Here is a 20,333-nt window from a genome sequence, read left to right on the forward strand (position 1 = left end):
AAGTCGACCCAGCCGCTGCCATTCGCGCAGCGCTAGCGGGCAATTGCGGCGTTACCCTCGGCTGACGTGAGCAAGTCGGTTCCACCTCCGCCCCCCATGCCCCCTCGTCCTCCCGGCGACGGCGGCCCCGGCCAGCCGCGCCCCGCGGGCGACCGGGCCGACCAGGAGCCAACGGTGGTCGATGTGGTCGTTGCCGACCTCGGTGACCGCGAGGTCGAGGTGCGGCTCGCCGACGGCCGCACCGGGGTCATCCCCAGGGCCGACTGGGACAGGGCACACCTGTCGGCTTCTGCCGGATCGCAGGCGCGCGCTGCGGTGCTGCACCGTGAGGATCCGCGAGGACGGGTTGCGATGTCGGCGTCGTGGGCCGCGAAGTCCGATGCATGGCACCGCATCGAAGAGGCCCGCGACAACAAGGAAGTCCTGTCCGGCCCCGTGGCCAAGGAGGTCAAGGGCGGACTCGTGGTGGACCTCGGTGTGCGTGCGTTCCTGCCGCGCTCGCTCGTTGGTGACCACTCCGGCGAGTTGGCCGAACTCGTGGGTTCCGTGGTGCACGTCACGGTCAACGAGATCGACCGGGCAAAGGACCGTCTGGTCGTGTCCCGCCGCGATGCGCTGCGCAAGGAACGCCGCGCAGCCGAGAAGGACGAATGGGCGGCTCTCGAGGCCGGCCAGCGCCACAACGCAACGGTCGTGGCGGTGGAGGACTACGGCGCCAAGGTGCGCATCGGCCAGCTGCGCGGCCTGGTGCACCGCAGCGAGCTGAGCTGGTCGTGGTTCGACCATCCGAGCGACGTCGTGGACGTCGGTGCCGAGGTCGAGGTGGTGGTGCTGGACGTGAGTCGGTCGAAGCGTCGCCTGGGCCTGTCGTTGCGGGGTGTGTCACCGAATCCGCTCGAGGCGGTCGAAGTGGGCGCCGTCTGCGACGCGGTCGTGCAGCGGGTTGTCGACTACGGCGCGTTCGCGAGGATCGAGCCGACCGGGGCCGAGGGGCTCGTACACGTGTCGGAGCTGTCCGAGATCCCCGGACAGCGAGCAGACCAGCTGGTGGTACCGGGTGAGCCACTGAGGGTGAAGGTGCTGTCGGTCGACGCCGAACGCAACCGCCTCAGCCTCTCCGCCCTGCAGGCGAACCTGCTCGACTGACCCGGTATCGATCCGAGTGGGGTGGCCGGGGTGGGGTCGTGCGGCTTCTAAGCTGACGCCGCTGTGTCCAGGCCGAAGAGGAAATCCACCGAAGAGAGCGCAGGTGACCGGGTTTCCCAGGCGGTGAGCCGTCCCACGAGGATCAGGCTGCGGCCGTGGCAATCCGACGCCTTGGGCAAGCTCGATGCGGCCGACGGCCCTGATTTCCTGGCCGTGGCGACACCGGGAGCGGGCAAGACCACCTTCGCCCTGGCCGCGATCGTGCAGCACCTGGGCGACCATCCGGGCAGGCGGGTCGTGGTGGTTGCTCCCACCCAGCACCTGAAGTCCCAGTGGGCCAAGGCCGCGGCGGTGTTCGGTCTCCACCTCGACCACCTCTGGACCCCGGCCGACAGCGCCCTGCCCGATGACATGCACGGCATTGTCACCACCTACCAGCAGGTGGCTCAGTCGAGTGCACAGCTGGCAGCGGTGTCCCGCGACTCATTCGTGGTGCTCGACGAGGTGCATCACGCGGGCGACGAGCGCAGCTGGGGCGTCGCGCTCTTGGAGGCCTTCGACGGGGCGGCTCAGCGGCTCTCGTTGTCGGGCACGCCGTTTCGGTCCGACGACGCCGAGATCCCCTTCGTCGACTACCACCTCGACGAGGCACGCCCCGACGTGGAGTATGGCTACGGCGACGCGCTCGCAGACCGCGGCGTGGTGCGCCCGGTGTACTTCCCCCGCACCGGCGGGTTCATGGAATGGGTGGCATCAGACGGCGAAGTGGTCGCCGCGACCTTCGAGGACGAGCTCAGCCGCGAGAAGTCCAATCAGCGACTGCGCACGGCGCTGTCGCTGGAAGGTGACTGGCTGCCCACGGTGCTGGGCGAGGCCGACGCGAAGCTCACCGACATCCGCCGCGACCACACCGATGCCGGCGGGCTGGTGATTGCCACCGACGTGGACCACGCCCGGGCGATCGCCGACCTGCTCGGAAGGCACAACCCGGGCCAGGTCACGCTCGCCACGTCAGATGACCCGTCGGCCTCGAAGCACATCGCCCGCTTCGCCGAGAGCGACGAACGCTGGATCGTGGCGGTGCGGATGGTTTCCGAGGGTGTCGACATCCCCCGGCTGCGCCTGGCGGTGTTCGCCACCACCACCACGACCGAGTTGTTCTTTCGCCAGGCCGTCGGCCGGGTGGTGCGTTGGGTTCGCGGGGCCGGCCGCCAGAAGGCCTACGTGTTCCTTCCCGACGACCCACGCCTGACCCGCCACGCCACGTCCATCGCGGAGTCGCGCCGCCACAGCCTGAGGCGTCGTGCCGAGCGCGAAGTGGTGCGCGCCGAGGGATCGGAGCCGATGGATGAGGGCGACGAGGAACAGTTGTCGATGTTCTCGGTGATCGGCTCGGTGGCCATGGACTCCGAGACGACGGGCGGGGAGGGCGTGTTCGGCCGCGACCCCGACGACCCCAATGACGATGCCGCGCAGGATCCGGCGGTCGACCGCGAACCAGCGGGGGTGGAGCTGTTGTTTCACCCGCCCCCGTTGCCGTCGGGCCGGGCCGCGAAGTCGGCCGGTGCGGCGGACGACCCTGCCAGCGGCCACACGACCTTGCGGGAGCGCAAGGCGGCCATGCGAAAGGCCAACGCGGATCTGGCGGTCGAACTGGTGCACGCCACCGGTTGGGGTCACGCCCAGGTGAACCGGGAGCTCAATCGGCTCGCAGGCATCGACCAGATCGGCGCGGCCACAGTCGCACAGCTCGAGTCGCGCCACGCCGCAGGCCGCCGCTGGCTGCGCAACGGCTGAGCACACCTCAGCGGGATTGCGTCGGCTCCCATGGGCGTTCGGGCCAGTTGTGCTTCGGGTACCGCCCGCGCATCTCGGCCCGTACCTGGCCGTAGCTGCCTCGCCAGAAGCCAGGCAGGTCCCGCGTGCGCTGCAGTGGTCGGCGCGCCGGCGAGAGGAGTTCGACGGTGATTGGCGTCCGTTTGGTGCCGACGACGGGATGCTCGTCGACTCCGATCAGGTCCTGCAGCCGGCAGGTGAGCAGCGCCGACGCCGGGTCGGAGTCGACGGCACCGTAGGAAAGCCGAATCCGCCTTCCCCCCGGCCCCTCGAAATGGGTCGGGGCCTCGGCGTCCAGTGCGGCCCGGTCCTCCCAACTGAGCTCGGCGGTCAGCGCGGCGGCAATGGAGTCGGGGGAGGGCTGGAACGTGGCATCGCCCGCAGCGGCGGTCAGCGCCGGGACCCAATGGGGTGCCGTGGCCGCGAGGCTTCCCCGGGAGAGGTCCGGCCAGCCGGTCCCGGCGTCCGACGGGCGGGGCACACCGGTGGCGGCGAGGAATGCGAGCCGGTTGCGAAGGCCTTCGGTCCCGGCCCAGCCCGCGAGGGCGGAAGGTCCCGATTCGGCGATCACGGCCGTCACGGCCTCGGTGAGTTCGTCGTGTGACGCACCGCGTGTGCGTGCGGTGTCGATCGTGACTGCGCCGAGTCGCCTGGTGACGGTGCGGGACACGGCCCCCGTGGCCGCATCCCAGGCGGTGGTTACCGTCTCGTCGGTGAGCCCGGCTTCTTCGGCGTCGGCAATCAGCCGGTGGACGTCGTGCTCGTGCAGTGCGGCACCGAGGTGCACCCTGCCGGGTCGCCCCGACCCGGCCCGCGAGTCGACCTCGACCACCACGATCCACTCGCTGCTGTGGAGTCCGGGCGAGCCTGTGGGCAGTTCCACCTCGCCGCCGCTGCGCATGTGGAACACGCCGTCGCGGTCAGCCCGCCTTCGGGCGACGCGGTCCGCGTATCCGTGGAGCACCATCGACCCGACCGCCCGGTCGAGGTCGGCACCTCCGACGCCGCTGCCATGGGAGGCCCGGTCGAGTCCCAGTCGCCTGCGCCACTGTCGCTCCGAGGCCCTGGCCGAACCGCCGAGGGACCCGGCCCGCAGCGCGTGGACCGCATCGGCCACGTCTCGGTGGCCGGCTCCTTCCGACTCGATCACGGATGCCACCTGTGCTGCCAGGTCGGGCTCCCCGGTGTCCTGTCCGGCCGCGACGATCGCGCCGAGGCGCGGATGGAACCCGATCTGCGCGAGCCGCCGACCGGTGCGCGTGAGCCTGTGTGCGTGCGTGGCGCCCAGGTCGCGCAGCAGTTCGCCTGCCCGCTGCACCGAGGCGGCGGGCGGATCGTCCAGCCATCGGAGGTCCGCGGGGTCTTCCACGCCCCAGTCGAGAACCTGCAGCAGCATCGGCGCGAGGTCGGCGACGGTCACTTCCGGCGGGTCCGACCTGCGGCGGGTCTCCTCTTCCGATGCAGCCCAGAGTCGGTAGCAGACCCCGGGCGCCTCACGGCCTGCCCGGCCGCGGCGCTGGTCCGCGCCGTCCAGTGACACGGCCCTGGTGACAAGCCCCGGCAGCCCTGTGCGTGGGTCGACCTCCGACGAGCGGCGCTTGCCGGAGTCCACCACGATCCGCACCCCCGGTACGGTCAGCGAGGTCTCCGCGACTGCGGTCGAGAGTACGACCCGCCGCTTGCGGCCCGACCTCGGAGCAGGGGCCAGTATCTCGTCGGTCTCCTCCGGTCGAAGTGAGCCATGGAGTTCATGCACCTCCACGCCACCACCGCTGCGGCGTCCAAGCTCGCGTGCGGTGGCGACGATCTCACCACGCCCCGGCAGGAACGCGAGCACGTCACCGGCGTGGTCCGCGAGTGCTTCGGTGACCACACCCGCCACCCGGCGGGGGAGCGGGTCGTGCGCCGAGCCGGGTCGGTGGATGGTCTGTACGGGATGGATGGCGGACTCCACCTCGACCACCGGCGCCGCGGGCCCTTCGCCGCCCATCACGGAGGCGACCGTCGACGCCTGCAACGTTGCAGACATCACGAGCAGCTGTAGGTCCGGCCTCAGCGCTGAACGCACGTCCAGTAGCAGGGCGAGCAGCAGGTCGAGGTCGACCGACCGTTCGTGGAACTCGTCGAGTATCACCCTGCCGACACCTTCCAGCGAGGGGTCCGACTGGAGTCGCCGCAGCAACAGACCCGGGGTGACGGCTTCCACGACTGTGTCGCGACCTGCCCTGCGGTCGTTGCGCACCGAGTACCCGAAGCGGCCCCCCACCGCGCCTCCGTGCCTGTGCGCCATCCGCGCCGCCGCGGCGCGGGCGGCCATGCGGCGCGGGACCACCAGGACCACCCGTGCCGAGGGGTCGGCATCCAGCGCCGGCGGCAGCTCGGTGGTCTTGCCGGTGCCAGGCGGCGCCACGAGCACGGCAGTGCCCTGCTCCTCGAGCGCCGACGCCACACGCGCCACGGCAGCGAGAACGGGAAAGCCGTCCTCTTGCGCTGCACCCGTGGAGTCGACCATCGAGTCACCCTATTGCGGGCGCCTCGGCCCGCTTCGCTAGCCTCCGCCCAATGGGAGTCGTACCCGGCGAGGGTGCCGAGGAGACCACTGCCGACGAGGCGGATCCGGTCGACGGACAGTCCGGGCCGGTCGTCGCCTGGAGCGAGCCGACCCCCACCTATGCGAGGCCGTGGTTCGTGGCGGCGGTGGTCGCCGGTTGTGTCGCCGCGGGTTTCGTCATCTGGCTGATCGGCAACAGCGGCAACGTCAACCTTGGATCCGATGACGGCGAACTGGTGCAGCTGCCAACCCCGGGCGTCGGCGCCGGTGAGACGCCGGAGCCGGGTCGCCGCGAGGACTGCCCCGAGCCCGGCGCAGCGGTGGAGTACGAGGCGGCGGAACTGGTCCAGCTGTTCGGAGCGTCTGCGACGGGTGGTGGCTTCGGGGACCTTGCTGCCTCGCAGGCCGTTCTCGACCTGCTCGAGGAGCGGGCCCCCTCGCCGACGGTGACCCGCATGACGCGGATCGGTGGCTGGTTCGGTGAGAACGGCCAGTGGTCGACCTGTGTGTTGTCGAGCTGGATCGGCACCAACGGTCCGATGCAGAGCATCGACATCGTCACCGCCAGTGTCGTTTCCGGCTCCGATCGCAGCGATGCCGGCGACGACGAGGACGACGAGGACCTTCCGGACCGCTGGGAGGTCACCGGCTGGCTGCGCGGGGTGCCCGAGTCGCCTCCCCCCACGCGGGCGGTCTCCATTGCGTTCTTCAACTCCAAGCGTGCCTGCAGGGGCCCGGACCGATCTGCTTCGGTGCCGGTCGAGGACGGTGACCAGTCGTTCCGGTTGTTGCAGGCTCTCGAGGAACTCGGTTCGGGCACGCCCGGTCGTGCCAACTCGGCCACCACGAAGGTGCCCGCAGACATGCAGGTGATCGAGGCAGCGGTGGTCGATGGCCGCGCCCGCGTGGTGCTGACGCCTACTTCTGACGAGCTGTCGAAGTGTGACGGCACCGCGTCATGGGGCCAGGTGCATGACACGGCAGCCGCGATTGCGGCAGAAGCCCTGCCCGAAGGGGCGGACGAGCCCGAGGTCGAGATCGTCATCGACGGCGCCGACGTGGACACGTTGCGCCGCTAGGGGGAGCCATGGAACCGACGGCAGAACAGACCGACGCGGTGGCGGGGATCGCCGATGCCGTGTGGAACACGCCGCGGGTGCATCCACTCGAGTTGCCCGAGGTCTCCCGGCGCGACCTCGCCCGGCGTGCCCGCCAGATCGCGCTGGTCACCACCAGGCACTTCACCCCGCTGGCGTTGCGTTCCGCCCTCACCCGGCGGATAGCTCCCGACGCCTACGCCAAGCCATTGCGGCGCACCTTCGAGGAGTTGGGCGCCACGTTCATGAAGTTCGGCCAGTTGGTCGGCTCGTCGCCGGGCGTGTTCGGCGACGATGTCGCAGCAGAGTTCCGCTCCTGCCTCGACACCGGCCCGGCCGTGCCGTTCGAAGAGGTGCGCAGGTCGGTCGAGTACGACCTGGGAATGTCGCTCGAGGAGGCGTTCTGGAGCTTCTCGGAAACGCCGATCGGTACGGCTTCGATCTCGGTGGTGCACAAGGCCACTACAGTCGACGGCCGCCGCGTGGCGGTCAAGGTCCTTCGGCCGGGCATCGAGCACCAGGTGGCGACTGACCTCGACCTGTTCCAGCCGCTGCTCGAGCTCGTGGCCAAGCAGACCGGTGAGTACGCAGCCGGGCAATTCCTCGCGCTGTTCCAGGGTTTCCGCGAGCAGATCGGCGAGGAGCTCGACCTGCGCAACGAGGCGCGCGCGATGGTGCACAACCGCCAGCTGCTCGACGAGGTGTCGTTGCCCCGGGTGACGGTTCCCGAGGTGATCGCAGAGCTGTGCGGGCCGAGGGTCATCACGATGGAGTTCTTCGACGGCGTGCCGGTCGACGACCTCACCACGGTCGCCCGCTACGGGTACGATCCGGCGCCCGTGGTGCAGGAGGTGATGAAGGGCTTCCTGCTGACGGCGATCCGTTGGGGCACGTTCCATGGCGACGTGCACGCGGGGAACCTGCTGTTGCTGCCCGACGGCAGGGTCGGCGTGATCGACTGGGGGATCGTCGGCCGCCTCGATCCCGACACGCACCTGTTCTTCCGCAGGCTGATCGAGGCCGCCCTCGGAGACGAGTCGGCGTGGCCGGCGCTGGCCCGCCATACCCGCAAGGTCTACGGCCCGGTGCTCGAACAGCAGCTCGGCATGGACGACGACCAACTCGAGGCCTTCATGCGCGCCACGCTCGGGCCGGTGCTCACCCAGCCGTTCGGTCAGGTTTCACTGGCAGACCTGCTCAACGCGCCGCAGCAGAAGGTGGCCGAGGCCAAGGGCCTCGAGGCCGAGCGCCTGGGTCTGCGGGCGATCTACCGGCGGTTCCGCGAGCAGCGGCGGGTCCGCGCCGCCGCCGAGGCGCATGGCGTCTACGACTCGGACTTCGACCGGGGAATCTTCCTGCTGTCCAAGCAGCTCATGTATTTCGAGCGCTACGGCCGCATCTTCCTGGCCGATGTGGGCATCTTCGAGGACGAGCAGTTCTTCCGTGCCGCTCTCGAGGCCCCCACCACGGCGGCGGGTGGCTGAGGCGATCCGGCTCAGGGGACGATCCGGCCGAGCATCACCTCGGTTGTGAACCAGATGGTCCCACCCAGGCCGACGACCGCCACGGCGACCTGCCGACCGTTGGAGCGGGCCCACTGTGCGAGCGCGATGGCGAACGGTGCGGCGACCACACAGTAGCGGCCCACCGAGTCCATGTTGTTGCCGCCGACCGCCACCAGCCACGTGGCCGCCATGAATGCCAGCCACGACAGCGGCTGGTGCCGTCGCACGGCAATCACGAACAGGGCCAGGAAGCCGAGTGCGAACGCCACGTTGTACACGTCGTGCAGGCTGCCCTGGGTGAAGTCCCAGAACGCCTGGCCGATCCGGGTGACCGGATCGCGGAACCCGTCGCGCAACTGGCGCTGGATCGTGAATGCCTCGAATACGTCGCCCGTGCGGCGTGACACCACCCACATGGCGGTGGCGAGGCCCGCGACGGGCGCCACCGTGGCGGCCGCCCACGCGGCGACACGGGACGGCTCGCGGCGATCGGTCGAGCGCCACCAGCGCCACGCCTCGATGGCCACCGGCACTGCGAGCAACACACCCTGCGGGCGCAGCAGGCCGGCAGCCAGCCCGAGGGCCGCAGCCCAGCCGGGAGAACCCCGGTGCAACGCCAGCAGGCACAGCGCAACCATGAGCATCATGAGTGACTCGGTGTAGGCGAACGCCATCACGTTGGCCGCAGGGATCACCGCCACCATCCACGCCGCGCGCACCCCGACTGTCGAGTCGCCCGTCACCTCGGAGGCGAGGCGCCAGAGCATCACACCTGCGGCTAGGGCAGCGGCGTTGGCGATGAGCAGCAGTGCCAGGTCCGCGTTGCCGAACATGAGCGGTTCGAGCGCCCGCGCCAGCGCCGGGTAGCCCGGGAAGAACCGGACCGCATCGGTCGGTACCTCTGGCCCCGCGTACCAGCCCTCCGTTATGACCCGGTAGAACGTGCCGTCCCATGTCAGCAGTCCTTCGTCGAGGTGCAGTCGGCCGTCGGGCATGTCGACCCGCCCCGACAGCAGATGTGCCGAAACGAACCCGGCGGCGACAGCCAGGCGGGCTGCCACCCAGCCGATTGCCGCGGCGGCGAGTCCCTCTGACCAGCGCAAGGGGGTGCCCGGCGCCGTTGCGGTCACCCCGGGGGTCTGCTCACCCACAGGCCCATGCTCTCGAAGTGGTTGTCTGCGTCGGCTGCCACGAGTACCTCGGGCGACCCACCCGAGGCTCCGATCTCTGCAACTAGGGCCTCGCACTTGCCCTCGAACGTCAGGTAGCCGGTGTTTGCCACCACGTAGACCGTCGTGTCGGGTCCACGCCGTGCAGCAACCTCCGCCGCGAAGGCGGAGGGGTCGGAGGCCTCGTTGCGCTCCCCGTAGCCGACCCAGTCGACGAACCGGGGATCGCTGTCGATCACCGGGTACGGGTAGACGGGTACGTCGATTCCCCGGGTGGCCAGCGCGCGGCTGGTGGCAGGGCCCAGCTGGTCGGGGCAAGCCACGACTGCGATGTCACCAGCGGATGCGCCCGCCGCGACCTCGGCCTCGATCGCGTCGGCCACCATGTCGGCCTGCGTGCGATCGGTCACGACCTCGACGGCCGACCCGACGACGAACGCCGCACAGACCAGCGCGGTCGCCAGCGACGTTGCGCGGCTGGTGCGCAGCATGGCGATGCCGCCGGCCACTGCCAGCGCAAACAACGGCGCGACCACCGCCGAGTAGCGGCTGGCATAGGTGGACGACGACGCGGCACTGGCTGCCCAGCCGATACCGAGCGTGGCGAGCAGCACCGTGACCTCAGTGAGCACCCGGATCTGCGGCACCGCCGTGAGCTCGATCACCTCGCGGCCAGCACGCAGCCTCAGTACACCGAACAGCGCGACGGCGATCACTGTGAACAGCACATATGAAACGACCTGGAGTTCGCCGAAGCCACCGCCCACGAAGTCCGTGATGGTGACCACGAGGATCGTGGCGGGCCTGAAGACCTCACCCCACGGGGTGCCGGTGTTGTCGGCCTGGAACAGCATCGCCGGTATCCACGGCACGAACAGGAGCACCCCGGCGGCCAGCGACCCCAGCGCCAGCCAGGCACGGCGCCGTCGGTCTGGTGACACGGCGCGCACCAGCGACACGATGACCACCACGGCTGTGGCAGCCCCCAGCCACAGGGCCCAGTAGTGGCTGTAGAGCAGTGCGGCGGTCACGAGGGCGAGACCGATTGCACTCGGTATCGCGGACGGCAGCGGCTTGTCGGTGCGCCGTGGTTCGCCGACCAGGTTGTCGAGCAGCAGGTACCCACCGAGCACGAGGGTGGACACCAGCGCGTACATGCGGGTCTCGCTGCCGTAGCGAACAGCGAACGGCAACAGCGACCACGTCGATGCTGCAATCAACCCGACCCGGGTGCCGCCGAGGCCGGTTGCACCCCTCCGCCAGCCGAGACGGCGCCCCGCCAGGTAGGCCAGTGGAATGCCCGCGGCCGAGATCAGCGCCGAGAGGGCCCGCACCCACCAGTCGGACTCGCCGAGCTTCAGCCATCCATGCAGCAGGAAGTAGTACAGCGGCGGGTGGCCGTCGCGCCGCAGTGCTTCGGGAATGTCGCCGAGTTGTAGTGACGAGATGTGGACCGAGAGCGCTTCATCGAGCCACAGCGCACTGCGCGGCAGGAGCCGCAGCACCATGCCGACCACGCCGGCCGCCACGGTGAGTGCCACGAGCGCCCGGGTGACCCGGGGCGTGCTGACCGTCGTGGGGCTCAAGCCGATCCGCCTGTCATGCGCCCGGGCATCGGGGGCGGTTCAGTAGCCAGCCGCTGCAGTGCCGCGCCGACCACGACGGCGGTGTCGTCCCAACGGGGCGCCACGTACGTGGAGGCCTTCTGCTGAAGGTCGTTGTGGTGGTCGTCGTCCATCAAGTGCCGTTCGATGGCCACACACAGGCCGTCGAGGTCATCGGGGTCGATCGTCTCCACGTGGTCGCCGCCGGCCTCCGAGAGGGCGCCGCCGGTCGAGCTGATCGTCGGGCTTCCGTATCCGAGTGCTTCCATCACGGGCACGCCGAGTCCCTCGTAGCGCGACGGCGCAACAGTCAGGAACGCGTGGCGGTACAGCCAGGCGAGCTGACCGTCGGAGACCGCATCGGGCCACACCAGCCGCCCACCGAAGTCCGGGTGGGTGCGGATCGACTCGGCCAGCTCGTCGACCATCCAGCCCTGACGTCCCACGAGCACGAGTCCGAGGTCTTCGTGGCGCAGGCGCAGCCGGTCGAAGGCATCGAGTACCAGCTTCTGGTTCTTGCGTGGCTCGAGTGTGCCCACGACGAGCATGTAGCGGCCCACCTCGGGTGGCATGTGCACCGGCTCTGGCGTCGCGTCGGGCAGGTCGGCACCCAGTGGCACAACAACGGTGGGCAGCTCACGGGCGATGCCGCGGCGCCGGGCCACTTCCCGAAGATCGGCCTCGGTGTTGTGCGAGATGCAGAGGAACAGACCGCTGTGCTCGAGGTGTGCCTGCAGCCAGTCGCCGAACACCTCGCGCTGGTGGCCGTCGAACCAGTCGGGATGTATCTCGGGCATCACATCGGCCACCAGGACCGCCGAGTGGATGCCCTCGGCCTGCAGCCGCGCGAGCAGTTCCGGACGCGGGTCGGGGTCATTCCATGCGGGCTCCAGGTCGAGCCACACCGAGCCCATCGGCAGTATCCCGAGATCGAGTGCTCGCACGGACGGCGATGTCATCAGTCGGCGCCGTTGGTTGGCTGCAGCGGCACGGGCACGACCCACGACACGCAGGCCCACAGTGGCCCTCACGAGCGGGGACAGGGGCCCGAAGCGGTCGGCGCGCCGGGAATTGGAGCCACCTGCAGGGTGGTGGGCGAGCTGCTCGCGCTCGCTGTCGGTCAGCCTCCGGTGCCCGTTGCGGCCCTTGGCCACCACCGGCACCACCTCGACCGGCGCATCGGGGTCGTCGAGTCCTGCGAGCACGTTCCGCACGAGTCGCTCGTAGCCCGCGGTGAAACGGGCGGCCAGCGTCGTGGTCACCTCCACGTACACCTGCGCACGTGCTCCGCTCGCCGTCTGCTGTGTCAATCCACGCCCTCTCGCTGTGCGATCGCATCGCCCACGAGAGCCGAGAAGTTCTTCGCGATGACGGACCAGTCGAACTCGTTCTCCACCAACTCGCGGGCTGCCTTCACCCTGCCATCCGTGTCTCCCCGATGCGACTCGGCCAGAATCGTCCGCAACGCGGGCGCGAAACGGTCGACCGTGGCCATCATGGCGACGTTGTCAGGATCGGCGATGCCACGAAGGCCGGTGGGGGTGGACAGCACCGGGAGTCCGGCCGCGAAGTAGGTGAGGACCTTCAGGTTGGACCCACCACCGGTTCGCATCGGGTTGAGTGCCACGTCGGCACCGCCCAACAACTCGCCGAGCCGCTCGTCGGTGACCGCTCCCAGAAGGCGCACGTTGTCGGGCGCCTCGTGGCTGTCGAGTTGGTCGCTGTGCTCACCGGCAAGGGCGAACACCACGTCGCCGAACTGCGGCGCGATCTGCAGGATCTCTCGGGCGGCGTCGACGTTGGGTCCATGTGCCGAACCGACGAAGAGGGCGATCCTCGCGGACTCCGGGGCATCGAGCGACACCCGCAGGCCCGCAGCGTTGTCTGCTCGTGCGAGGGCATCGGTGAACGCCACGTCGTCGGAGGCCACTCCGTTGGGAACGACAACGGTGCGGCCAGGCCCGAGACCGTGGTCGGCTTCGAGTGATCGGGCGTCCTCTGCGGTGGTTGTCACCACGAGGACCGCCCGCGTGGCAGCGGCTCCCTCGGCTTCGGCCACCCGGTCCAGCATCCATTGGCCCGCCTCGTCGTCGGGCAGCATCTGTGCCTTCAGGGAGCGCTCGTGGTTGTGGTCGTCCAGGATCAGTGGCAGGCCCGGCGCCAGTTCCAGTACAGCTGGTGCCAGGTACGGCTGCACGGCCACCGCGGCGTCCGCACCCCGCAGGGCCGATCCGAGGGCTTGCACCAGTTCCGGAGTGCTGGTCCACAGCACCGAAGCGGCGATGTCGGTGATCGCAACATTGGCGGTGAGGCGGCGCAGCCGCCGCTCGGCGGCGCCATGGCGTGCCGACGGCTCCACGGTGACTTCGGAGAGGCCGTCGGCGACTGTCGATTCGTGGCCCCGGCCGTGGGGCGCGATCGCGACCACGTGCACGTCCCAGCCATCGTCGGAGAGGCCGCCGAGTAGGTTGCGCGCGCGTTCGGGCCCGCCGCCCGGCCAGTCGGCGATCGGGTAGGTGCTGACCGCAACGAGCCGCCCGCGCCGCCCCGGGGGCAGCTTCACCGGCGCTGCAGGCGCGATCAGTTCCTTGATCGCTTCGGGCCAGGAATGGCGCGCAGCCGTGGCAGAACCCGCCTCGCCGAGCGCGGCAGCCCGGGCTGGGTCCGCCACGAGTGCCGACATGGCCTCGGCCAGAGCTTCCGGCTCGGGTTCTACCACGAGGGCGTCGACATCGTCGGTGGCGAGACCGGCAGGCCCGCCCGAGTCGTTGGTGGTGATGACGGCACGCCCAGCCTGCATGGCCTCGATGGCCACGTATCCGAAGTCCTCGTGCAGGGGTGGCACCACGACGGCTGCACAATCCGCGTAGGCCTCGGCGAGCTGTGCGTCGTTGACGCGGCCGCGGAATCGGATGCGGTCGTCGGATGCTGCGCGTTGTTCGAGTTCCTGGCGCTGGGGTCCGTCGCCGCAGATCGTGAGCGTTGCGGACGGGTCGGCCACGCGCTTGAAGGCGTCGATGACCAGATCGACGCGCTTGGGCCCATCGAGTCGCCCGACCGACAGCAGGCCCGCACCGGGAGCGGTGCTCGTCGGTTGGGGCAGGCAGGACGGCGGCACTATCACCTCGGGGTGCAATCCCGCAGGGAAGTAGCCGGGGCGCGAGGCGACGATGTCCGAGATGGCGAAGTGGCGCTTCACCCGCGCCGGGTTGAGCGCCCATGCGTCCAGCATCCTCACCACTGATGCCGCCAGCCGGGAGGGCAACACCAGCGGACCGAAGGGGTCGGTTGCCGATGGGCCGAGACGGTCGGCGGCCTCGCGGACCAGGTCGATCACATCGAGGGGGTCGGTCCAGCTGGCTCCTTCGGACACAACGCCCGCCAGCAGGTCCAGTTCCTCGATCTCGGGCAGCCGCTCGGCCTCATGTGCCGCCGGATTGAACGTGTCGTAGAGGCCGCGCAGCGGGTGCAGCATCCAGACCACATGATTGGGGTGCTGCACCATCCAGGCCGGGTACTTGCCGGTGATCACGAGATCCACGTGCGACAGGTCGAGCAGGCGGAACGCCTCGTAGCCGTCGACCAGGTCGACCAAGGTGTGTTCGCGCACCGGGAGTTTCACGAGGTCGGCGGCGATGCCGGCGTCCTCCAGTGAGGCGCGCAGCGTTTCCCAGTGCCGTTCGGCGCCCCCCGGGCGCAACGGAACCGGGCTCGGAGCCACGATGGCAGCGGTGCGGATCACCGTGTCACCCCGCGCCTGCGCGCACGGTTCACCCTGGTTGCGACCGACTCACCCAGACCCGATCCTGCGGTCGTGTCGCGGGCCTTGTCGACGATGCGGTCCATCTCGGCGGCCACCGAACCGGTGCGCATCCTTGCCCGCGCCCGCAGCAGGCTACGGTGCGTCGAGCGCACCCAACGTGCCGGTGAGGCGTCGGCGGTGGCCAGCCAGTGCTTCAGGTCGGCGCGGATCATGAGGCTGCCCGGTCGCCGTGTGCGCCAAGCCATTCGCCCAGGCGCTGCGCGGCCTCGGTGATCTCTGCGCCGTCACCGGCGACGGAGAACCGAACGAAGCGCCCGCCGCGCTGTGAGTCGAAGTCGGTGCCAGGCGTGGCTGCCACACCTATGTCGCCGAGCCACGCATTGCACAGGGTGCTCGATTCACCCCAGCCGCCGAGGTCCGCCCACACGTAGAAGGCGCCGTCGGCGGGGGCGATGTCGGCCACTCCCGCAGAGACCAGGGCGTCTATCAGCACGCTGCGGTTGGCGGCGTAGGAACCCGCATGGGAATCAAGTTCGTCGGTTGCGCCGAACGCTGCAACCGCCGCGCTCTGGGACAGCGCGTTGGGGCTCAGGTACAGGTTCTGCGACAGGCGTTCCACCGACCTGACCAGGCTGTTCGGAAGCACCATCCAGCCGAGCCTCCAACCGGTCATGCAGAAGTACTTGGAGAAGCTCTGCACGACCACGGCATCGGTTCCGGCGGCGGCGGTGGTGAGCCGGGTGGTGCTCGTGCCGTGGTAGATCTCGTCGACCACCAGCGTCGTGTCATTGGCAGAGCACCAGCTGCCGAGCTCTGCGAGGGCCGCTTCGTCGAGCGCAGTGCCGGTGGGGTTCGACGGACTCGCCACGATGAGGGCGTTGAGCGGGCCGCGGACCGCGGCGTCGAGTAGTTCGACCGTGGGCCTGTAGCTGGTGGAGGCGTCGAGATGGATGGTTGTGACCTCGACGCCGAGGGCGTCCGCGATGTTGGCGTAGCACGGGTACCCGGGCTCGAAGACCGCCACCCTGTCGCCGGGATCGCACATCGCCAGCAGCAACAGCACGAAGCCGGCGGACGCTCCGCTGGTCACAGCGATGCGTTCGGAGCCCACGGCCACGCCGTAGCGCTGCGAGTAGAACCGCGAGATCGCATCGCGCAGCTCGGCGGTGCCAATGGCATCTGAGTAGCCCAGTGGTCCGCCGAGAGCTTCCCGGGCGGCATCGAGCACCGGGGCAGGAGCGGGCGCCGAGGGCTGGCCGACCTCCAGGTGGCAAGTCGCGGGAGACACCCCCGCGCGGTCGCGCTCGCGCGCGGCGCTCACTATGTCCATCACCTCGAACGCGGACATCCGCGTCGAGCGTTGTGAGGCACGGGGCGCGACCATCACGCCAATCGTAGGTCTGCGGTCAGTGGTGTTCCCGCTTGGTGCTTCGGCCGATGGCGAGCCGGTCTTGAGCCGAATCGCGTGCTGGAGTGCGTCAGCGCGTCAGCAGCACGCTGCTGCCGTGTCCGAACAGGCCCTGGTTGGCGGTGATGCCCACCTTCGGGGGCTCGCCGGCGTCGTCGAGTGCCTGGCGTCCCTCGGCGCGGCCCTGCAGCTGCCAGGCGATCTCGCACACCTGGGCGATCGCCTGCGCGGGCACTGCCTCGCCGAAGCAGGCGAGTCCTCCCGACGGGTTGACCGGCAGCCGGCCGCCGAGCGTCGTCACGTCGTCGCGCAGCAGCTTCTCCGCTTCACCGGGGCCACAGAATCCGAGGTCCTCATACCAGTCGAGCTCAAGGGCGGTGGAGAGGTCGTACACCTCTGCCACGCCTACGTCCTCGGGGCCGATGCCGGCCTGTTCGTAGGCGGCGTCGCCGATCGCCTGCTTGAAGGTGCGGTCGGGGGCGGGGATGCCTGCCGCCGAGTCGGTGGCGAACTCGGGCATCTCGATGATCGTGTTGGGGAACGTCGGTGTGACCGTGGAGATCGCAGCCACACGCACCGAAGGGTCGCCCCTGAGGTGCTTGCGGGCATAGTCCATCGAGGTGAGCACGATCGCCGCGCCGCCATCGGAGGTGGCGCAGATGTCGAGCAGCCGCAGCGGTGAGGCGACCAGCGGCGACTTCTCGACGTCGGCTGCAGTGACCTCCTTGCGGTACCGGGCGTTGGGGTTGTTGAGGCCGTGGCGGGCGTTCTTGATCTTGACCGCTGCGAAGTCGTCCTGGGTGGCGCCGTAGAGGTCCATGCGGCGTCGCGCGTACATGGCGAAGTACGTGGGGTTGGACGCACCCAGCACGTGGAAGCGCAGCCAGTCCGGGTCGTCCTTTCGCTCGCCCGAGTTGGGCTTCAGGAAGCCCTTGGGTGTGGTGTCGGCACCGACGACGAGTGCAACGTCGCACATCCCGGACAGGATGCGTTGGCGGGCCGCTTCGAGGGCCATGGCGCCTGACGCACAGGCGCCATAGGCGCTGGTTACCGGTATGCCTGTCCAGCCGAGTGCCTGGGCGAAGGTGGCACCGGCGACGTAGCCGGGGTAGCCGTTGCGCATCGTGTCCGCGCCGGCCACGAAGCCGACGTCGTTCCAGTCGATGCCCGCGTCGTTGAGGGCGTCGCGGGCGGCCGCGACGCCGTACTCCACGAAGTTGCGTCCCCACTTGCCCCACGGGTGCATGCCGACCCCGAGAACTGCGACCTGTTCCATCAGTTCGATCCCTTCAGTCCGACCGGTGCCCACTTCCAGGTGACCACCTCGGTGTTCCGGCCCGACTCCTCGTCGGTCTCCACGAAGAGCGTGTCGAGTACCAGCTCCATCTCCATGCCGAGCGTCAGCTGGTCGACGGTCACTCCGGCAGGTACCTGGCCCATCACGACCATCTTCTCGTCCTCGAGCTCGACCGCAGCGATGCAGAACGGCTCGTGTGGCTCTGTCACCGGCACGTACGGGGGCGGCGGCTGGTACTGGGCGTCGGTGTAGCTCCAGAGCTTGCCGCGGGTCGAGAGCTGGACTTCCTGCAGCGCGGAGTCGGCGTGGCCGGGAGCACGTGACATCACGCGCTCGGGCGGGAAGAAGTAGGTGCCGCTCTCGGTGCAGCGGGTGCCGATCAGGGCCGGCTGGTCGCCCGAGCCGGCCTCGGGCATGTGGAACCAGCCCTCTACTGCCGGTCGGCGTCTGGTCGTTTCGGCCATCTTGGTTCCCCTCGGTGGGCCACTATCTGACGAACCGTCAGATTACCGGTGCCGGGTGGTCCCGTCACCTCCGGCCCGCAACCGCAAGGCCGCGGCGTCGTGCCGCGCCCGCCGGGGCTATCGTCCGCCGGATGCAGAACCCCAACATCGACATCGGCACGTACGGCATCTGGACCGGCTCGCTCGACATGCAGCCCTCCACGGTGGCACGGGAGTGCGCTGCTGAGATCGAGGAGCTCGGCTTCGGTGCGCTGTGGATCCCCGAGACGGTGTTCCGCGAGGTGTTCCTCGAGTCCGCGATGCTGCTCGAGGCGACCTCCACGCTGAAGGTGGCTACCGGAATCGCCAACCGCTACGCCCGCGACGCCATGACCACCAACGCGGCGATGCAGACGCTCAACGAGGCCTACCCGGGTCGCTTCCTGCTCGGACTCGGTGTGTCGCACGGCCACCTCGTTGCCGGCATCCGCAAGCATGAATACACCAAGCCCTACAGCGCGATGGTCGAGTACCTCGATGCCATGGAGGCTTCGATGTTCCTGGCGCCCAAGGGCGAGCCGTCCGCGGAGATGGTGCTTGCGGCGCTCGGTCCGAAGATGCTGAAGCTCGCAGCCGAGCGCACCGCAGGTGCCCACCCGTACTTCGTACCGCCGGAACACACCGCCGTTGCCCGCGAGACCATGGGTGCGGACGCGCTGCTGGCGGTGGAGCAGATGGTGGTGCTCGACGACGATCCCGAGACGGCCAGGGCCACCGCCCGTGCGCACATGGAGATCTACCTGGGCCTGCCCAACTACGCCAACAACCTGATGCGACTCGGGTTCACCGAAGAGGAGATCACCACCGGCGGTGGAGCGGACCGGGTGGTTGACGCCGTGGTGGCCTGGGGTGGCGTCGAGGCAGCCACCGAGCGGGTGCAGGCACACCTCGATGCGGGTGCCGACCACGTGTGCATCCAGGTGCTGGAGCCCGACATGGCTGCGCTTCCACGCCAGGGCTGGCGCGACCTCGCCCAGGCACTGCCGCTCGGCTGACCCGGTCCCTCGGCTCAGTTCCAGTTGGTGCGCGGCGCGTTGTCGCCGTCGAGCCCGTCGCCGAACTCGTCATCGCCGCCGCTGAAGCGGCGCTGCACGAACACGAGCGCCACCAGGGCGAGCACGGCCACGAACATGGCGCCCACGATCGTGACCCACGGGCCGCCACCCGAGGAGCGCGTGAGGTCCACGCGCAACCGGATGGGCTCGGGCGCGGCTTCCTCGGTGGCCAGCGGGTCGGGTTCGAGCTGGGAGGGGTCCACCTCGAGGCTGACGTCGACTTCGTCCGCGAGCGGGTGACGGCGAAGCTCGGCGACCATGCCGTCCAGCGCCGTGCCGGGGATGGCGAACTCGACGGAGGCGGAGTCGTCCTCGGTCGTCTCCGCGATCCGGGTGGCCTGCCACGTGGAAGTGGCATCCGAGATCAACTGCTGGCGTGCACCGTCGATGTCTGCGTTGCGGCCCAGCAGGATCTCCACGTGCGCCTCGGCACTGTCGTCGAGCGGGCTGCCGCCACCGAGCAGTGCGACTACCGCCACGAGTGCGGCCACGGCCAAGAGGATCCTGAAAGCGATGGGACAAGCCTACGAACTGGGCTTCGCCAGGGGTGCGACCCACCGGCATGGATCGTTGCTGGGCGATGCGCGGCGCCGGGTCAGTCCTCGACGGCGTCGAGGAACGCGGGCCGCTCACCGCCGCCGTGCAGCCAGATCGCAGAACCGCTCACATACGACGCGAGCGGGGATCCCAGCCAACGGCAGGCCTGGGCCAGGTCCTCGGGAGCGCCGAGGCGACCCGCCGGCACGGTGGCCGCAACACGCGCCACCGACTCCTCGTCGCCGTAGTGCAGCTCTGCCTGCTCGGTGAGGATCAGGCCGGCCACGATGGCCGCCACCCTCACCTTCGGAGCCCACTCGACAGCCAGTGACGAGGTCAGGTTGAGCAGCCCGGCCTTGGCGGCCCCGTAGGCGGCTGTACCCGGTGACGGCCGCGTGGCCGACACCGAGGCGATGTTGATGATGACTCCGCCGTCGGCCTGCCGCTGCATGTGGTGGTTGGCGCGTTGGGCCACATTGAGTGGTGCGAGCAGGTTGAGCCGGATGATCGACTCGCTGAAGCGCGGTGACGCCGTGGCTGCCTCGGCCGGTGGCGCTCCACCGGCGTTGTTGACCACCACGTCGATGCGACCGAAGCGGTCGACCGTGGCGTCCACCAGGGCATCGGCCTGCTGCGGGTCGCGCACGTCGGCCGCGGTGAACGCGGCGCCTGCGGGAAGGTCATCGGGTTCGTTGCGGCCACAGGTCATCACCTCCGCACCCCAGTCGCGGTACCGCTGCACGATCGTGCGGCCGATCCCCTTGGTGCCACCGGTCACGAGCACGACCCGCCCTGTCTGGTCCAGGTCGTCCGTGCTCGATGCCACTGCCTGGCTGCCACTGTCGGTATCGCTGCCCATGGC

16 protein-coding genes are annotated in these 20,333 nt (G+C 69.8%); 5 read left to right on the top strand and 11 right to left on the bottom strand.

From position 1 onward, the window contains the following. Positions 1 to 66 precede the first annotated feature (66 nt). Both GY812_08110 and GY812_08115 read left to right on the top strand, forming a co-directional pair. A complete protein-coding gene (locus GY812_08110) occupies positions 67 to 1,146 on the top strand; it encodes a S1 RNA-binding domain-containing protein (GenBank protein ID MCP4435443.1) in 1,080 nt (359 codons plus the stop codon). 123 nt (positions 1,147 to 1,269) lie between these two features. Then, positions 1,270 to 2,943, top strand: coding sequence for a DEAD/DEAH box helicase (locus GY812_08115; protein MCP4435444.1), 1,674 nt, complete (start codon positions 1,270 to 1,272; stop codon positions 2,941 to 2,943). 7 nt (positions 2,944 to 2,950) lie between these two features. Here GY812_08115 and hrpB read toward each other — a convergent pair whose 3' ends face one another. Then, positions 2,951 to 5,494 (bottom strand): ATP-dependent helicase HrpB, encoded by a 2,544-nt coding sequence (gene hrpB / locus GY812_08120; protein MCP4435445.1) that lies wholly within the window; start codon positions 5,492 to 5,494, stop codon positions 2,951 to 2,953. 50 nt (positions 5,495 to 5,544) lie between these two features. On the opposite strand from hrpB, the gene GY812_08125 reads away from it, so the two are divergent. Next, positions 5,545 to 6,612, top strand: coding sequence for a hypothetical protein (locus GY812_08125; protein ID MCP4435446.1), 1,068 nt, complete (start codon positions 5,545 to 5,547; stop codon positions 6,610 to 6,612). Positions 6,613 to 6,620: 8 nt separating this feature from the next. Beyond that, on the top strand, positions 6,621 to 8,114 hold the full coding sequence (locus tag GY812_08130; protein MCP4435447.1) for a hypothetical protein: 1,494 nt from the start codon (positions 6,621 to 6,623) through the stop codon (positions 8,112 to 8,114). Between the two features lie 11 nt (positions 8,115 to 8,125). Here the strand turns inward: GY812_08130 and GY812_08135 are convergent, their stop codons facing one another. From GY812_08135 to GY812_08170, 8 genes are all read right to left on the bottom strand, one after another. Next, positions 8,126 to 9,286, bottom strand: coding sequence for a hypothetical protein (locus tag GY812_08135; protein ID MCP4435448.1), 1,161 nt, complete (start codon positions 9,284 to 9,286; stop codon positions 8,126 to 8,128). After that, positions 9,262 to 10,890, bottom strand: coding sequence for a hypothetical protein (locus tag GY812_08140; protein ID MCP4435449.1), 1,629 nt, complete (start codon positions 10,888 to 10,890; stop codon positions 9,262 to 9,264). Before GY812_08140 ends, GY812_08135 begins: the two co-directional genes overlap by 25 nt. Continuing rightward, a complete protein-coding gene (locus GY812_08145; GenBank protein MCP4435450.1) occupies positions 10,887 to 12,218 on the bottom strand; it encodes a glycosyltransferase family 4 protein in 1,332 nt (443 codons plus the stop codon). Before GY812_08145 ends, GY812_08140 begins: the two co-directional genes overlap by 4 nt. After that, positions 12,215 to 14,650 carry a glycosyltransferase family 4 protein gene (locus tag GY812_08150; protein MCP4435451.1) on the bottom strand — a complete coding sequence of 812 codons (2,436 nt, stop codon included), beginning with the start codon at positions 14,648 to 14,650 and terminating at the stop codon, positions 12,215 to 12,217. The genes GY812_08145 and GY812_08150 overlap by 4 nt, the downstream gene beginning before the upstream one ends. Further along, positions 14,647 to 14,883 carry a hypothetical protein gene (locus GY812_08155; GenBank protein ID MCP4435452.1) on the bottom strand — a complete coding sequence of 79 codons (237 nt, stop codon included), beginning with the start codon at positions 14,881 to 14,883 and terminating at the stop codon, positions 14,647 to 14,649. The genes GY812_08150 and GY812_08155 overlap by 4 nt, the downstream gene beginning before the upstream one ends. Further along, complete coding sequence (locus GY812_08160) at positions 14,880 to 16,055, bottom strand: aminotransferase class I/II-fold pyridoxal phosphate-dependent enzyme (protein MCP4435453.1); 1,176 nt, start codon at positions 16,053 to 16,055, stop codon at positions 14,880 to 14,882. The genes GY812_08155 and GY812_08160 overlap by 4 nt, the downstream gene beginning before the upstream one ends. Positions 16,056 to 16,149: 94 nt before the next feature. Continuing rightward, a complete protein-coding gene (locus tag GY812_08165; GenBank protein MCP4435454.1) occupies positions 16,150 to 17,358 on the bottom strand; it encodes a lipid-transfer protein in 1,209 nt (402 codons plus the stop codon). Then, on the bottom strand, positions 17,355 to 17,840 hold the full coding sequence (locus tag GY812_08170; protein ID MCP4435455.1) for a benzoylsuccinyl-CoA thiolase: 486 nt from the start codon (positions 17,838 to 17,840) through the stop codon (positions 17,355 to 17,357). Before GY812_08170 ends, GY812_08165 begins: the two co-directional genes overlap by 4 nt. A 131-nt stretch (positions 17,841 to 17,971) precedes the next feature. Between GY812_08170 and GY812_08175 the strand changes: the two genes are divergently transcribed. Continuing rightward, positions 17,972 to 18,874 (top strand): LLM class F420-dependent oxidoreductase, encoded by a 903-nt coding sequence (locus GY812_08175; GenBank protein MCP4435456.1) that lies wholly within the window; start codon positions 17,972 to 17,974, stop codon positions 18,872 to 18,874. Positions 18,875 to 18,888: 14 nt separating this feature from the next. Here the strand turns inward: GY812_08175 and GY812_08180 are convergent, their stop codons facing one another. Continuing rightward, complete coding sequence (locus tag GY812_08180; protein ID MCP4435457.1) at positions 18,889 to 19,425, bottom strand: hypothetical protein; 537 nt, start codon at positions 19,423 to 19,425, stop codon at positions 18,889 to 18,891. A gap of 104 nt (positions 19,426 to 19,529) precedes the next feature. After that, positions 19,530 to 20,330 (bottom strand): SDR family oxidoreductase, encoded by an 801-nt coding sequence (locus GY812_08185; GenBank protein ID MCP4435458.1) that lies wholly within the window; start codon positions 20,328 to 20,330, stop codon positions 19,530 to 19,532. Positions 20,331 to 20,333 lie beyond the last annotated feature (3 nt).

The organism is Actinomycetes bacterium (assembly GCA_024222295.1).
Lineage (GTDB): Bacteria > Actinomycetota > Acidimicrobiia > Acidimicrobiales > Microtrichaceae > JAAEPF01.